The sequence below is a fragment of the Bradyrhizobium ontarionense genome, assembly GCF_021088345.1.
GTDB classification, from domain to species: Bacteria; Pseudomonadota; Alphaproteobacteria; order Rhizobiales; family Xanthobacteraceae; genus Bradyrhizobium; species Bradyrhizobium ontarionense.
In genome coordinates this window covers 5,794,238-5,808,436 of the sequence record NZ_CP088156.1, presented here as the reverse complement: position 1 = coordinate 5,808,436, position 14,199 = coordinate 5,794,238, and the positions used below count along the sequence as shown (strand labels likewise).

General features: G+C 63.5%; 14 protein-coding genes and 3 pseudogenes. 1 reads left to right on the top strand and 16 read right to left on the bottom strand.

Annotated features, from left to right (window positions below; genetic code table 11):
- Positions 1-3: 3 nt before the first annotated feature.
- A complete protein-coding gene (locus tag LQG66_RS25660; protein ID WP_231318432.1) occupies positions 4-795 on the top strand; it encodes a class I SAM-dependent methyltransferase in 792 nt (263 codons plus the stop codon).
- A gap of 272 nt (positions 796-1,067) precedes the next feature.
- On the opposite strand, the gene LQG66_RS25655 is transcribed toward LQG66_RS25660, so the two are convergent.
- The 16 genes and pseudogenes from LQG66_RS25655 to LQG66_RS37455 form a co-directional block, all read right to left on the bottom strand.
- Positions 1,068-1,304 (bottom strand): DUF2274 domain-containing protein, encoded by a 237-nt coding sequence (locus LQG66_RS25655; protein ID WP_231318431.1) that lies wholly within the window; start codon positions 1,302-1,304, stop codon positions 1,068-1,070.
- A gap of 11 nt (positions 1,305-1,315) precedes the next feature.
- Complete coding sequence (locus LQG66_RS25650) at positions 1,316-2,518, bottom strand: TraB/TrbI/VirB10 family type IV secretion system protein (RefSeq protein WP_425601244.1); 1,203 nt, start codon at positions 2,516-2,518, stop codon at positions 1,316-1,318.
- Positions 2,515-3,444 carry a P-type conjugative transfer protein TrbG gene (gene trbG / locus LQG66_RS25645; protein ID WP_425601359.1) on the bottom strand — a complete coding sequence of 310 codons (930 nt, stop codon included), beginning with the start codon at positions 3,442-3,444 and terminating at the stop codon, positions 2,515-2,517. Before trbG ends, LQG66_RS25650 begins: the two co-directional genes overlap by 4 nt.
- 35 nt (positions 3,445-3,479) lie before the next feature.
- The gene (gene trbF / locus LQG66_RS25640) at positions 3,480-4,163 is read right to left on the bottom strand and encodes a conjugal transfer protein TrbF (RefSeq protein ID WP_231318429.1); all 684 of its coding nucleotides are present in this window, start codon (positions 4,161-4,163) and stop codon (positions 3,480-3,482) included.
- A 1-nt stretch (position 4,164) separates the two neighbouring features.
- Positions 4,165-5,388, bottom strand: a complete 1,224-nt coding sequence (gene trbL / locus LQG66_RS25635) for a P-type conjugative transfer protein TrbL (protein ID WP_231318428.1) — start codon at positions 5,386-5,388, stop codon at positions 4,165-4,167.
- A gap of 211 nt (positions 5,389-5,599) precedes the next feature.
- Positions 5,600-6,328 (bottom strand): P-type conjugative transfer protein TrbJ, encoded by a 729-nt coding sequence (gene trbJ, locus LQG66_RS25630; protein ID WP_231318427.1) that lies wholly within the window; start codon positions 6,326-6,328, stop codon positions 5,600-5,602.
- Positions 6,325-8,766, bottom strand: a complete 2,442-nt coding sequence (gene trbE, locus LQG66_RS25625) for a conjugal transfer protein TrbE (RefSeq protein WP_231318426.1) — start codon at positions 8,764-8,766, stop codon at positions 6,325-6,327. The genes trbJ and trbE overlap by 4 nt, the downstream gene beginning before the upstream one ends.
- Before the next feature lie 8 nt (positions 8,767-8,774).
- Complete coding sequence (locus LQG66_RS25620) at positions 8,775-9,038, bottom strand: VirB3 family type IV secretion system protein (RefSeq protein ID WP_231318425.1); 264 nt, start codon at positions 9,036-9,038, stop codon at positions 8,775-8,777.
- Positions 9,038-9,355: a TrbC/VirB2 family type IV secretion system protein gene (locus tag LQG66_RS25615; RefSeq protein WP_425601358.1), complete on the bottom strand. Its 318-nt coding sequence runs from the start codon at positions 9,353-9,355 to the stop codon at positions 9,038-9,040. The genes LQG66_RS25620 and LQG66_RS25615 overlap by 1 nt, the downstream gene beginning before the upstream one ends.
- 2 nt (positions 9,356-9,357) lie before the next feature.
- Entirely contained in the window at positions 9,358-10,278 is a 921-nt protein-coding gene (trbB, locus tag LQG66_RS25610; RefSeq protein ID WP_425601357.1) for a P-type conjugative transfer ATPase TrbB, read from the bottom strand.
- Between the two features lie 314 nt (positions 10,279-10,592).
- On the bottom strand, positions 10,593-11,957 hold the full coding sequence (locus tag LQG66_RS25605; protein WP_231318423.1) for an MFS transporter: 1,365 nt from the start codon (positions 11,955-11,957) through the stop codon (positions 10,593-10,595).
- Positions 11,958-12,000: 43 nt separating this feature from the next.
- Complete coding sequence (locus LQG66_RS25600; RefSeq protein WP_231327935.1) at positions 12,001-12,528, bottom strand: ribbon-helix-helix domain-containing protein; 528 nt, start codon at positions 12,526-12,528, stop codon at positions 12,001-12,003.
- A 185-nt stretch (positions 12,529-12,713) separates the two neighbouring features.
- A pseudogene (locus tag LQG66_RS25595) lies at positions 12,714-12,875 on the bottom strand (CopG family transcriptional regulator); the annotation flags it as partial.
- A gap of 166 nt (positions 12,876-13,041) precedes the next feature.
- A pseudogene (locus LQG66_RS37465) lies at positions 13,042-13,164 on the bottom strand (IS3 family transposase); the annotation flags it as partial.
- A 140-nt stretch (positions 13,165-13,304) separates the two neighbouring features.
- Positions 13,305-13,631 (bottom strand): annotated as a pseudogene (locus LQG66_RS37460) (DDE-type integrase/transposase/recombinase); the annotation flags it as partial.
- 141 nt (positions 13,632-13,772) lie between these two features.
- Positions 13,773-14,066, bottom strand: a complete 294-nt coding sequence (locus LQG66_RS37455; protein WP_425601243.1) for a transposase — start codon at positions 14,064-14,066, stop codon at positions 13,773-13,775.
- Between the last annotated feature and the right edge of the window lie 133 nt (positions 14,067-14,199).

Below are 14,199 nucleotides of genomic sequence, written 5' to 3'. Positions count from 1 at the left end.
GTCATGTCCCTGAAGAACTACACGCTCAAAGATGAGATCAGATCCTATTGGTCGGCCCGTGCGGAGACGTTCGACAATTCGCCGGGGCACGGCATTCGCTCGATCGGGGAGCGGGATGCCTGGGCGAGGTTGCTTCGGGGACACTTCGAAGGCTCCGACGTGTCCGAGGTTCTGGAGCTCGCATCGGGGACCGGGGAGATGACGGCAGTTCTGCTGTCGATGGGCCTCGCCGTGACGGCGATCGATCTGTGCGAGCCGATGATCGCCAAAGCTGCGGCCAAACACGTGAAGGCGCACAAGCGGGTCAGCTTCCATCTGGGCGATGCTGAAAATACGATGATGCCGGATCAACGCTTCGACGCCGTGGTGTCACGCCATCTCGTCTGGACCCTGCCCGACCCCGATGCCGCCTTCGCCGATTGGCTGCGCGTCCTCCGGCCGGGCGGCAGGGTGGTGATCGTCGACGGCGACTGGGTGACTGCGCCGAAGCGCCCCTCTGCATGGATTGCGCGGCGGATCGTCGGATGGCTCGACAAATTAGACGGAACGAAGCCCCAGTCAGACGAGGACACTCACCAGCGATTCCTGTCCCAAGTGTACTTCCGGGATGGACTACGGCGCGACCGGCTGTGTGCCATGCTCACAAAAGCCGGCTTCGAGAACATCAGGCACGGCGGATTGGAAAGCATCTGGAAGGAGCAAGTCAAGACGATGTCGTTCAAGGATCGGCTGAGCCTGGGATATTGGTATTGGCACTACTTCATCGTGTCGGCGCAGAAGCCGGACACGGCTTGATCGTTCAGAAAACAGGGGCAGCCCTAACCCAACTTTCTCGACTCAGGGAAGACGTCGAGCAAGATCAATAAAGGGCTCCCCAAAGTCTCTACTACAGGACTGCGATTTGGGAGTGCGTGGGGCTCTTGGCGGAAGTGATGCGGGCGAACCAGGCCGATCGTCTTTCGGCAATAGCGCATGAGAACTCGACATCACTTGCGTCGGCGCCTCTTCCGCGTTGCGCGTCGCGCTCAAAAAAGCTTCACGTGCAACTCACTTAATTAAAGGAGGGATCATTTTTTGAGGGGAGGCCCTGACGCCCTACCCTTCAATTTCAAGAATGTACGATCTCCTCCCATAAAGCTCTTGACCATGGCGGCCACCAGCCGGCCAGGATCAACGGCCTCTTGGCCGGACTGCGATGCTATGAGCTCAATGTACGTTAGAAGGTCGCGATGTACTGCCGCGGGCATCTCAACGGAGATTTTTACCGGCTTTTCGTCTGGCAACGTGGATATCTTCAGCTTCATGCGCTGTCTTCCTATCCGCGATACGGCTCAAGCACGAGATCCCGGTTGACAATGACGCGCACGGGAAATCCCGGTCGCACCGTCAATGTCGGTTGAATGTTCATCTGCTGCCGCACGAGTTGCTGCCCAGTCTGACTCATGGCGTTGCCAAAGCCCTGGCGCAGCGCCTGAATGATTGTGGCGTTATTCGTGTTCGGGTTTGCGCCTGCATTCACCTCGCTCCCGACTGAAAACAACGTCGACAGCAGCGCAGCACCAACCAGTTGCTTCCAATGATTGTCGACCTCGTCCGATAGACCTGAGTAGCCGCTGGCGTCAGCCCCCTGCTGCCGTTCGAGGACGATCGAGCGGCCATTAGGCATGATCAGCCTGGTCCAGACCAGAAGCACACGCGATTGCCCAGCCGTCACCTGGCTATCGTAGACCCCTATCAGTCTTGCTCCCTGTGGAACTAGTAGGAAACGCCCCGACGGAGTATCGAAGATATTCTCGGTGACCTGCGCCGTGATCTGCCCAGGCAGATCGGAGCGAACTCCCGTGATCAAAGCTCCGGGAATGACTGTGCCCGCCTGGATCACGTAAGGCGAAGCCTGCCGCGTGACGCGGTCCGGACTTGTCGTCCGGCGATCGACCAGCGCATTGACGAAGGCGAGCTTGCGATCCTGCCCGTTCTGCGCAAACGGATCATCCATAGACGGAACACTCGCCCGATCATTAACCTGCGTCGTATTCGCCGGCGGCTGCGTCTCGCGTACATTGGTCGTTGCAAACAGCCGGCTGACGCGTGCCGCTTCCGTTTCCTGCTCGCGACGCTGTTGATCCTGATCCGGGATCGCAGCCGGTGCCTGCCCTTGCGCAGCAAGAATTGGCCGGCCGAGATCGCCGGGCAGCGGCGGTCCCAAGGCGGGAACATCTTTTGGCAGACTGGCGTAGTCACGCGGCAAACCCGAGAGGCCGTCGGCCACGTCGTGATGATCGGTGTTGTAAAGCTCGTCCGTCCCGGGCTGACGCGGCTTGTTGGCCTTCAGACCCCAGATCACGGCCCCCGCAATCAACAGCAGGGCCAGCGCGCTGCCGCTTGCCAGAACCTTGCGCGACAGACGCGTGATCGGAGGCGGATCTCCCTTCAGGCGCATCGCCGTTGCGCGTTGCCCCGCTTCGCCCATCGCGGGCGTCCCGGGCGAAGCTGGCGCTGTCTCGTTCTCGTCCGTCACCGCGACGCTCCATCAGTCCGGACAATCCTGACCTTCTGCTGCGTCTCACCACCGAGCCGCAGTTCAGCCGCGGCGAATAGCCGATCGACGATGATCACGTTGCGGAACGTCCGGTAGTTGACGAGCTCGGGCGATCCGTCAGCACCAACGATGAACAACGGCGGCAACTCGCCTTGCACGATTCCGCGGGCAAATTCGATATAGACCTTACGGCCGTCGTCATAGGCATTGACCGGCTTCCAAGGCGGATCGTCGCCCTCGATCCGATATCGGAAACGCCGTTGCGCCGGATCGGGCAGCTCTGGCCTCAGCATCGCCTGCCGTGCCCTGGTCTCCGCATTCTGCGGATAGTACCAGGCGACGGCTGGCATGTAGGGCTTTTCACGGGACCGCAACTCGATCAGATAGGTTCGCCGGTCGGTGTTGACGACGAGATTGGTCTCGATGGCCGCACGCTTCGGCTTGACCAGAATATGAACGCGGCGCGTGTCGCCTGCACCACTCTCGGTATCGCCAACGACCCAGCGTACCGTGTCACCGGCGGAGACCGGACCGGAGCCCGTGAGCTGCTCGCCCTCCTCGAGCATGATGTCGGTGATCTGCCCTGGCGCCGCATAGACCTGGTAGAGCGCGCCGGGACTGTAGGCGTAGATCTGCGCCGCGTTGAAATACCCCTTCTTCCGGGGTTCGACCCGTGCTGCGCCATTCGCCATCTCGACCCGATCCAGCGGATCCGCCTCCTCCTTGGCGTCGCTCTTGCCGCCCAGGGATACTTTCCACGGCGGCGGCAGATGTAGAGGCTTGATCCTGTCGTCCACGACAGCAGGCGGTGCCGGCAATGCGGGAACATCGCTGTCGTAGCTGATCTTGGGCGGCGAGGTCGTCGCGCAACCAGTGAGCGGAATGATGATCGCGACCGCAGTCATCCAGCGCGCGCGTGACGATCCGGCAAGCGGCTTGGTCATTGCGACAGCTCCTTGGACCAGTTGATGGCGTGGACGTAGACGCCGAGCGGGTTCTTGCGCAGGCGGTCGGCATTGTCGGGCATGGCGAGCACGATGGTCAGGATCGCGGTCCAGCGCTCGGTCGCGCTCTGCGCGCCGTTCTCGTAGCGCCGCTCGACCCAGGCGACCCGGAAGCTGTTCGGCGAGGCGCGGATCACGCTGGAGACCTCGACCGAGACCTGGATCTTGCCGAGCCTCGTGAACGGATCGTTGGAGCGGGCATAATCGTTGAGCGCGGCCGCGCCACGGTCCGTCGTGAAATCATAAGCGCGCAGCCAGTTCTGGCGCAGCACGATGCCGTCGGCCGGGAGGCCTCGGACATCCTCGATGAAGCGGGCGAGATGAAAAGCGACCTGCGGATCGGTCGGCTTGTAGTCGGCGATGGCAGGCGCCACGCGCTGGACCTCGCCAAGATGCCCGACCTCGACCACCCACGGCGTCACCGTGCCGCGGGTCGACTGCCAGATCAAAGCGGACGCAAAGCCCGCGGCGAGCCCCAGGCAACCGAACGCCATCAGCCGCCAATTCTTGGCCTGCACGCGCGCCGAGCCGATGCGCTCGTCCCACACTTGCGCGGCTTTCTGATAGGGCGTGACCGGCTCGGGCGTACGGCCATAGTGGACGGAGGGACGCTTGAACATGTCAGGATTTCCCATCGGAGAGATCGACCGAGCCGCCCTGTCCGCCTTGCTCGGCGTTGCGTACGGCCTGCGTCGTCGTGGACGCGCCCTGATGAATGGCGCGCGCGGCCTTCACGCGCTGCGCCCAACGCGGCGATGTATCGCTCGTGCCGTGGCTCTCGGCCTGGCCAGAGATGGCGGTGCCGGCGCTCTCGGCTGCTGTCCGCTGACGGAGCGGGCTCGCAACAGACGCCGCCTCCTCAGCTCCGCCTGCACTTCCTCCGCGCAAGGCGGACGCTCCAGAGCGGAGAGCAGTCGCGGCGCGGCCAGAGCCCGCGATGGCGCCGCCAGCGAGTCCAACGGTCCCCGCTGCGGCACCGGCCGCCGCAACGACGAGGCCACCCGTGGCCAGTGACGTGCCGGCGGCGCTCCCTGCTCCAAGCTGCGGTCCGCCGGAGACGAGACCATTGGCGATGCCGGGCCCGAACAGCCCGAGTCCAAGCAGTGACAGCGACGCAAGCACCAGGGTCATGGCACTCTCGATCGTCGGCTGATCACCCGCCGCTCCTTGCGTGATCTGGGCGAACAGAGTCGAGCCGATCCCTGAGATGACTGCGAGCACCAGGACCTTGATGCCCGAGGACATCACGTTGCCGAGCACGCGCTCGGCCGCAAACGCGGTCTTGCCGAATAGGCCGAACGGGATCAGCACGAAACCAGCGAGCGTCGTCAGCTTGAACTCGATCAGGGTGACGAAGAGCTGGATCGCCAGGATGAAGAAGGCGAGCAGCACCACCATCCAGGCAAACAGGAGGACCGCGATCTGGACGAAGTTCTCGAAGAAGCTGACATAGCCCATCAGGCTCGAGATCGCCTGCAGCAGCGGTCGCCCGGCATCGAGGCCGACTTGCGCGATCTTGCCCGGCCGCAGGAACTCGGCCGTCGAAAGCGTCGAGCCGGACGCCTTCAGGCCGAGCGCAGCGAAGCTCTCGAAGACAATGCGGGCAAGGCTATTCCAGTTGCCGATGAGATAGGCGAAGACGCCGACGAACAGGGTCTTCTTCACCAGGCGGGCGATGACGTCGTCCTCACCAGCCCAGGCCCAGAACAGCGCCGCCAAGGTGATATCGATCGCAACCAGCGTGGTCGCGAGATAGCCGACCTCGCCGCCGAGCAGGCCGAAGCCGGAATCGATCGCTCGAGTAAAGGTCTCCAGAAACTGGTCGATCACCCCCGTCCCGGTCATCGCCCGCTCTCCCCGACCTGTGGCAGAGAGAGCCGCTGCGCTTCATCAAAGGAGCGATGCTGGTTCTCCTGCACGAGCGCAGCGTTGTGCCGTCTCGGCGCGCCGTGCGCACCGCCGTCTCCCCGGAGCGGGATGACGCAAGATGCGAGACTGATCGAAGCGCCAGCGGCGAGCACGGCCGCCACCATCCATGAGCGTCGAAGCTCTGCCATCAGTGAAACATCTGCACGTTGGAAGGCAGGTAGCCCTGCCCTGGCGCCAGGAAGCGCCGGAGCTGCTCGCGGCCCTGATCCTGGGCGGCCGCGCGCTGCGCCGTATCCAGGCTCTGAGCCCTTCCCTGTGCGGCCACCGCAGCCGTAAGGTCTGCGAGCTGCTGCGCCTGCAATGCCAAAATCTGGTTGCCGGCCTGGGTCACCTGCAGCGCACCGGTCGCGCCTTGGCTCGCCGTCACCAGCGCCGCTGACTGGCTCCTGACCGCATCGAGATTCCCGACAACGCCTGCCTGCACCTTCAGCGCATCCTGCAGCGCAGCCACCGAGGTCTGCCAGCGCGACTGGGCATTGTTGACGAGATCCTGGGCGGTCGCATTGCCGGTCGCCGGCGCATAGGTCGTCGCAAACGCGCGATCGATCTGCTGCACGTCGTAGGCCAGCCGCTGCGCCTGTTTGAGCAGATCCTGCGTGCGCTGGATCGACTGCTGCAGCTGCGCCAGCGAGGAATATGGCAGGCTGGCGAGGTTCTTCGCCTGGTTGATCAGCATCTGCGCCTGGTTCTGCAGCGACAGGATCTGGTTGTTGATCTGCTGCAGCTCACGCGCCGCGGTCAGCACGTTCTGCGCATAATTGTTGGGGTCGAACACGACCAGCTGCGCCTGCAACGGCGTGGCCGAGACGAGGAGCACCACCGCGGCGGATGCCGCCCATCTGACGGGCCGGATCATGAGCGGACCTCCAGGTTGTCGAGGCTCGGAATGAGGTCCGCAGCCCAGCCCACATTGCGGTGCCGGAGCCAGGCGGCCGCGAACTCCTCCTTCCCGGCTGTCGCGCAAACCTCCGAGATGGCTGCCTGATCGGCCTTGGCCGATGCAGCTACGAAGGCCAGCGCGACCTCGCCAAGGCCAAGCTCGAACATCCGGTTGCCCCGGCGTGATTGGCAGTAGTAATCGCGCTTCGACACTGCACGGCTGACGAGCTCGATCTGGCGATCGTTCATACCGAAGCGGCGATAGATCGCGGTGATCTGCGGCTCGATCGCCCGCTCATTCGGCAGCATGATCCGGGTCGGGCAGCTCTCGATGATGGCGGGCGCGATCGGCGAGCCGTCGATGTCGGAGAGCGACTGGGTGGCGAAGACGACGGAGGCGTTCTTCTTGCGCAGCGTCTTCAGCCACTCCCGCAACTGTCCGGCGAAGTCGGCATCATCGAGCGCCAGCCAGCCCTCATCAATGATCAGAAGCGTCGGGCGGCCATCCAGCCGCCGCGCGATCCGATGAAAGAAATAGGCAAGGACCGCCGGCGCAGCCGCAGTCCCGATCAGCCCCTCGGTTTCGAACGCCTGGACCGATCCGTCGCCAAGCGCCTCATGATCGGCATCCAACAGGCGGCCATGCGCGCCATCGAGGCAATAGGGCTTGAGCGCCCGCTTCAGACTGTTCGACTGCAGCAGGACCGACAGACCGGTCAAGGTCCGCTCCGCCATCGGCGCCGACGCCAGCGAGGTCAGAGCGGACCACAGATGTTCCTTGGCTTCGGGCGTCACCACGATCTTCTCGCGCACCAGGAGGCCCGCGATCCAATCGGCCGCCCAGGCGCGCTCCCCCACGTCGTCAATGCCGGCCAAGGGCTGCAGCGCCACGGCAGCCTCCGTCTCGGCCGACAGCGCGCCGCCGAGATCGTGCCAGTCGCCGCCCATCGCGAGCGCCGCGACCCGCATGGAGCCGCCAAAGTCGAAGGCGAAGATTTGCGCGCCTGGATAACGGCGGAACTGCAACGCTATCAGCGCCAGCAGCACCGACTTGCCGGCACCGGTCGGTCCGACCACCAGGGTATGGCCGACATCGCCAACGTGTAGCGAGAACCGGAACGGAGTTGCACCCTCGGTGCGGCCAAACAACAGCGGTGGCGCCTTCAGATGATGATCGCGCGTCTCGCCGGCCCAGACCGCCGACAGCGGGATCATGTGCGCGAGATTCAACGTCGAAAGCGGCGGCTGCCGGACGTTGGCATAGACATGCCCCGGCAGGCCGCCGAGCCAGGCCTCGACGGCATTCACCCTCTCCGCCATGCAGGTGAAGTCGCGGCCCTGGATGACCTTCTCGACCTGCCGCAGCTTCTCGGCCGCCCTTGCCGGCTCGGCATCCCAGACCGTCACCGTTGCGGTGACGTAGGCCTGCCCGATCTCGTCGGAGCCGAGATCCTGCAGCGCCTCGTCGGCATCGACGGCCTTGTTGTGGGCGTCGGTATCCACGAGGCTCGCGGCCTCGTTGGTCATCACTTCCTTCAGGATCGCGGCCAAGGATTTGCGCTTTGCGAACCATTGCCGGCGAATGCGCGTGATCAGCTTCACGGCATCCTGCTTGTCCAGCATGATCGCGCGCGTCGACCAGCGGTAAGCGAAGGCAAGCCTGTTCAATTCGTCCAGAATCCCCGGCGTGGTGGCGGAGGGAAAACCGACGATGGTCAGGACACGGAGATGAACCGATCCCAGCATCGGCTCGAGCCCGCAGGTCAATGGCTGGTCGGCAAGCAGCCCATCCAGATGCATCGGGATTTCTGGAACGCGGACGCGCTGCCGCTGGGTCGAGATGGTCGAATGCAGATAGCTCAGCACGGCCTCGTCGCCGAGCCAGCTGCATTCCGGCATAAAACCTGCGATCAGCTGCAGGATGCGATCGGTCCGGTCGATGAAGCTGCGCAGGATCTCCCGGCCATTGACGCCATCGGATTGCGGCCGGCCATCGTACAGCATGCGTTCGGAACGAGCCACGTCCTCGCGCGGAGGCAGATAAAGAAACGTCAGATAATAGCTCGACTCGTAATGGGCGCCCTCCTCCTCGAACTGCGCCTTGCGCTCCGCATCGACCAGGGCTGAGGCAGCATCCGGGAACACGCACGGCGAATAGGGTCCCGCCGAATGCCGCTGCGCCTCGACGAAGATGGCCCAACCCGATCCAAGCCGGCGTAGCGTGTTGTTGAGACGAGCAGCGACGGCGACCAACTCGGACTCGACCGAGCTTTCCAGATCGGGCCCCCGGAAGCGCGCCGTCCGCTGCAGCGAGCCATCCTTGTTGAGAACGACACCCTCATCGACCAGCGCGGCCCAGGGCAGGAAATCCGCAAGGCGGATATTGGTACGGCGATATTCGGCGAGATTGAACATGGCGGGCCTCACTGACCGAGATGACCGGGGATGCGCAGGTGACGGCGGACGACTTCGACGAAGGAGGGATCGCGCCTCGTGGCCCACACGGCAATCATGTGACCGACGAACCAGAGCAGCAGGCCGATGAACCAGAGACGCAGCCCCAGGCCGAGCGCGGCCGACAGCGTGCCGTTGACGATCGCCACCGAGCGCGGCGCACCACCGAGCAGGACCGGCTCGGTCAGGGAGCGATGGACGGGAGCTGCGAAGCCTTTGACATCCTCATCCATCAGATCACCACCCCGCCGCCAAAGGAGAAGAACGACAGGAAGAAGCTTGACGCGGCGAACGCGATCGAAAGCCCGAACACGATCTGGATCAGCCGCCGGAAGCCGCCCGACGTCTCGCCAAACGCCAGCGACAGACCTGTCGTGATGATGATGATCACGGCGACGATCTTGGCGACCGGCCCCTCGACCGAGAGCAGGATCTGATTGAGCGGCTGCTCCCACGGCATGTTCGATCCTGCCGCGTGAGCGGGAGCGTCGATCAGCAGCGCAAGCGCCGCCGCGGCAGCTAAGCCAGCCGATAGAGATTTCATCTGCATCGTCACCAGTGATCTCCCAAGGGTGCGAGAACGTAGTCTCCGGATTCAGAGAGCCCCTCGACGCGCACGAGCTCGCTCAGCCGCCGCTCCGGACCACGGCCTGTGAGCACAGCAATGACGTCGATGGTCTCGGCGATCAGGGCGCGCGGCACGGTCACCACGGCCTCTTGGATGAGCTGCTCCATCCGCCGGAGTGCGCCCAGCGCAGATCCTGCGTGAATCGTCCCGATGCCGCCGGGGTGCCCGGTGCCCCAGGCCTTCAGCAGGTCGAGTGCCTCAGGACCGCGCACCTCTCCGATCGGAATGCGATCAGGACGCAGGCGCAATGACGAGCGGACCAGATCGGATAGCGACGCCACGCCGTCCTTGGTCCGAAGCGCAACCAGATTGGGCGCGCGGCACTGCAGCTCACGGGTATCCTCGATCAGCACAACGCGATCTGAGGTGCCGGCGACCACGTCCAACAGCGCATTCGTCAGCGTCGTCTTGCCTGTCGACGTACCGCCGGCGACGAGAATGTTGCGGCGATCGAGGACAGCTTTCCGCAATCCTCTCGCCTGAACCACGCTCATGATCCCATCAGCGACGTAATGGCCGAGGGTAAAGACCGCCACGGCCGGCTTGCGAATGGCGAAGGTCGGTGCAGCGACAACAGGCGGAAGCAGCCCCTCGAACCGCTCGCCTGTCTCCGGCAATTCCGCCGACACACGGGGCGATCCGGCATGGACCTCGAGCCCGACATGGTGAGCCACGAGACGGATGATCCGCTCACCGTCGGCGGCAGAAACAGTCTCGCCCGTATCGGCCAAACCAGATGTAAGGCGATCAATCCAAAGCCGTCCATCCGGATTGAGCATCACCTCGACAACGGCTACGTCGTCGAGAAGAAGCTCGATCGCGGGGCCCAAGGCGGTCCGCAGCATGCGGGCGCCACGCGAAGCGAGCTGCGTTTGAACGATGTTGGCCACCCCTGATCTCCAACCCGTGACGCGACACCGCGCGAACGGGACGATCAAAGAATGCAGGACCTCCGACCGAGCAAGGCCGTGTCTGCCATCTGCGTATCCTGGCGAAGAAAAGCGTAGATCAGGCCACCGAGTGCCCAACAGACGCGCGCGTTGCTCCGTGCTTGCCGCCGCCGCATTCCGTCCCCATGGAGAACAGGACGCTTGTGCAATCGGAGTTTGATGCGATCTAGCCTTCAGAGGTGCTGACGACGAATTCCAACCGGTGGTCTTCACCACCTGCCATGAGTTGCCGGATCCTCGATCAGAACAGGTAATTCGAAAGCCGATGCTGATTCGCCCAGATCCTCGTCAAATACAAAGCTTTGTGGATCAACTGACGACTCCAGCTCCCTAATTCTGGACGGAATCGTGAACCAAAGGAGTGCCGCTGCCTGTAGAGCAACATTCACACCGAACGCGACCTGATAGGCGACGACGGGGTAGTGGCCACTTTGCTGAGACCACTGTGCCACCAACAAGCCGGTCCCGAATTGAGCGAGGAACCCCCACCCAAAATGCACGACGTTCAAAACGCCGTTGGCACGCCCGGCCAGCTCCTTCGGAAAGTAATCCGAGATGATCGCAAAGCTCAGTACGGTCGCCGAACCAACGATCGCGATCATCAGCCACGGACCAATTGAAGGAAGCGGTAGCCGCAAGACCAAGGCCAATTGAGCCAGGATGAAGAGGACCGCCACGAACGCCAGCAATGTCTCCGGCCTGATGCCCTGCCGGCGCGTCCAACTCGCGACCATACCAAGCAGCCAGGCACCGAGACTGAGCGCGATGGCGGTCGCACAGAGCGCCGTCACCACGTCCGTCCGTGTCATGCCCTCCACGTCCTTCAGCCAGGCAGGCGCCCAGAGACCCTGCATCGACCACGCAGATCCGATGCAGGCCCCCGACAGCGGCGCGATCTTCCAGAACCGTTTATCGGTCAGAATATCGCGCAGACCACCTGCAGCGGTGGCAGAGGGACCTTCGGCGCCGCGCTCCGGGACGAGAAAGAAAATCAGGATTGCCGTGCCCGCTGTGGTCACCGCCAGGATATCGAACAGATCCCGCCATCCGGTCCGAGCCAAAACGGCTTCCGCGGGCAGCGTGGCGGCGACGGCGCCGAGCGCGCCGAGCATGACCATGTACCCGTTCACGAGCGCCACACGTTCGCGCGGGAACCAGAGAACGATCGCCTTCAGGCCTGCCGTAAGAGCCGCAGCCACACCCAACCCGATGACGGCGCGCGACATGAGCAGAGAGAGCGGTCCGGTCGACCGCGCGAACGCGGCTGCGCCCACTGCAGCTACCAGAAGCAAAGTGCTCTGAACCCGTCGCGGCCCGTAGCGATCAAGCATGACCCCGACAGGAATCTGGGCAGCTGCAAGCACAAGGAAGTAGACCGCAGTGACCAAACCGAGGTCGGCCGCGTTCAGCCCAAGCTCAGAGGCGAGGCGGTCGGAGACCACGCCATTGATCGTCCGGAACAGGTACGACAGGAAATAGCCGGCTGCGAATGGCATGAACACCAGAGCCACAACAGCCCAGCCGGGAATTGCGGCACCACCGACCTTGGCGTCAACGACCCTCCTGCCGAACATGTAGTCCGGTTCAAACTCCCGGGGCTCTCTTCCGTGCTGGTCCTCAGCGCATTGATTCCTGCGCAACGCGAAAGGGATCCTCGCCGCCCTCCCCGGCGGCAGGCATGCCCCACGACACCTCGGCGACCGGAGCGGCCGTCCGAGCGTGGCTTGCGCGACGGGTCGGAGCTCCGAACGGCAAGTCCTCGTCGTCCTGCTCCGAAGAACGCACAACCTTTACATGCTCCCGAGCCTCCCCTTCAGCGTGCCGGGCATGAGGTGCCTCCCCAACACGATCCGCCGAAGCCGGAGCACCTCCGTCGCGCACCAGTGTCGTCAACGCCAGATGATAGCGGGCGTGAAGGGCGACCGTGTCATTGAGCGCTCTCAGATCGCGCTGAATTCCCTCAAGCTGCTGTTCGAAGCCGGCAAGACGGTCCTGCGGCGGCGCTCCGACATTCATCGGTTCGGCGAGGAAGCGGTCCAGCGCCTTCTCGACGAGGATCGCGCGGTTCACGCATCGCTCGCCAGCGGCGCCCTTGAGGCGTTCAAGAATGTCGTCGGAGAGCTGCAGAGTGATCTTTTTCTTCATCGTTCGGACCCCATTTGGTCCGTCGATAGTCCGCTGTTTCCTGAATGGCACCTGAGGCGATCGAGCGCTCGCATTAAGGCGCGGGAAAAGAAGCTCTAGCGTAGACTCCTGTTTCGGCGCTGTCCGAAACCGTCTCTCAATGGCCTGGCTCCTCCGGTGTCTCCTTCGCAAGGATCCTCCGGAATCTACCCCAAAGAGCTCTGTGCCTTTTGCAGGCGCCGCCCGAGCGCCTCCACGGAGCCTTCGAACCGTTCGCGTCCCTTGATCTGCGCTGCGGACTGCGCCTCGTTCGGCAGCGGCGGCGTCACAGTCAGCCAGAAGCGGACAAACAGCGCGAGAGGCTCGGCGTGAGGTGGTCCCGGATGCCTGAACAGATTTTCCGCGTCGATAAGTGGAGCCCCTGCCGAGGTTAGGCTGCCGCGCGGAGCGGAAAGATCGAAGTAGGCTTGATCGTGGGCGGCGGTCGTCAAGGCTCGAATGCGGACGGTGGCCGTTGTAGAAGTCGGGATACCGGCCAATCAATCTTCGCGCCTCGCCGACGGTCTCGTAGGCTTGCAGGTAGACCTCCTCGTATTTGACGCTCTTCCACAGCCTGCCGACGAACACGTTGTCCCGCAAGGCCCCTTTGCCGTCCATGCCGATGGCGATGCCGTTGTCGGCCAGCACGCCGGTGAAGGTTGCGCCGGTGAACTGCGAGCCCTGGTCGATGTTGAAGATCTCCGGTTTTCCGTGACGCGCGAGAGCATCCTCCAATGTCTCGACGCAGAGGGCTGCCTCCATCGTGATCGACAGCCGCAGGACAGAGCACGACGGGTCGCCCAGTCCAGCACCGCGGCGAGGTAGACGAAGCCGTGGGCCATCGGGACATGCGTGATGTCCATGGCCCAAACCTGGTTCGGTCGCGAGATCTCCATATCGCGCAGCAGATACGGATAGATCTTATGGCCGGGCTCGGGCTTCGTGGTGCGCGGACGGCGATAGAGCGCCTCTATCCCCATCCGCCGCATCAGCGTCTTGACATGACGGCGGCCGACCTTGCACCCCCGCAAAGCCAGCAGGCCTCGCAGCATACGCGAACCGGCGAAGGGGTACTCCAGATGCATCCGATCAATTCGCTGCATGACCTCGAGGTCAGTTGAAGAGACCGGGCGCGGTAGATAATAAACGCTGCCCCGGCTGATCTTCAGAAGCTTTGCCTGCTTGGTGATCGACAGTTCGTGATAACGGTCGATCATCGCTTGCGCTCAGCAATCCCGCCTTGTGAGCGCGCCTTCTAAAAAATCGTTCTCCAGCGTCAGCTCCCCGATCTTGGCATGGAGCGACTTCACATCGATCGCGGGGATGGCCGACGCTCCGCCTCCCGACCCGAAAACCTCGGAGGCGCGGCCCTCAAGCTGCGATTTCCACGCTGTGATTTGATTTGGGTGAACGTCAAAATGCTCGGCCAACTGGACGATCGTCCGATCGCCCTTGATGGCTGCCAGAGCCACCTTCGCCTTGAAGGCCGGCGAGTGGTTCCGGCGGGGTCGTCTCTTCATGATCTCTCCTGGTCGCGGCGACTATCGCCGTTGTCAGGCAGAAACTCCACTTATCGTACTGTCCAGATTTCCGGGACCAGCTCAGCCCGGAAGGCTGGCTAGGAAATCCGTGAGGGAGCGCATTCGTCAAACG

Coding starts and splice junctions, on each gene's coding strand:
- LQG66_RS25660 (WP_231318432.1), top strand. CDS start 4: ATGTCCCTGAAGAACTACACGCTCAAAGATGAGATCAGATCCTATTGG.
- LQG66_RS25655 (WP_231318431.1), bottom strand. CDS start 1,304: ATGAAGCTGAAGATATCCACGTTGCCAGACGAAAAGCCGGTAAAAATC.
- trbG (WP_425601359.1), bottom strand. CDS start 3,444: ATGACTGCGGTCGCGATCATCATTCCGCTCACTGGTTGCGCGACGACC.
- trbF (WP_231318429.1), bottom strand. CDS start 4,163: ATGTTCAAGCGTCCCTCCGTCCACTATGGCCGTACGCCCGAGCCGGTC.
- trbL (WP_231318428.1), bottom strand. CDS start 5,388: ATGACCGGGACGGGGGTGATCGACCAGTTTCTGGAGACCTTTACTCGA.
- trbJ (WP_231318427.1), bottom strand. CDS start 6,328: ATGATCCGGCCCGTCAGATGGGCGGCATCCGCCGCGGTGGTGCTCCTC.
- trbE (WP_231318426.1), bottom strand. CDS start 8,766: ATGTTCAATCTCGCCGAATATCGCCGTACCAATATCCGCCTTGCGGAT.
- LQG66_RS25620 (WP_231318425.1), bottom strand. CDS start 9,038: ATGGATGAGGATGTCAAAGGCTTCGCAGCTCCCGTCCATCGCTCCCTG.
- LQG66_RS25615 (WP_425601358.1), bottom strand. CDS start 9,355: ATGCAGATGAAATCTCTATCGGCTGGCTTAGCTGCCGCGGCGGCGCTT.
- trbB (WP_425601357.1), bottom strand. CDS start 10,278: ATGCTGCGGACCGCCTTGGGCCCCGCGATCGAGCTTCTTCTCGACGAC.
- LQG66_RS25605 (WP_231318423.1), bottom strand. CDS start 11,957: ATGTTCGGCAGGAGGGTCGTTGACGCCAAGGTCGGTGGTGCCGCAATT.
- LQG66_RS25600 (WP_231327935.1), bottom strand. CDS start 12,528: ATGAAGAAAAAGATCACTCTGCAGCTCTCCGACGACATTCTTGAACGC.
- LQG66_RS37455 (WP_425601243.1), bottom strand. CDS start 14,066: ATGAAGAGACGACCCCGCCGGAACCACTCGCCGGCCTTCAAGGCGAAG.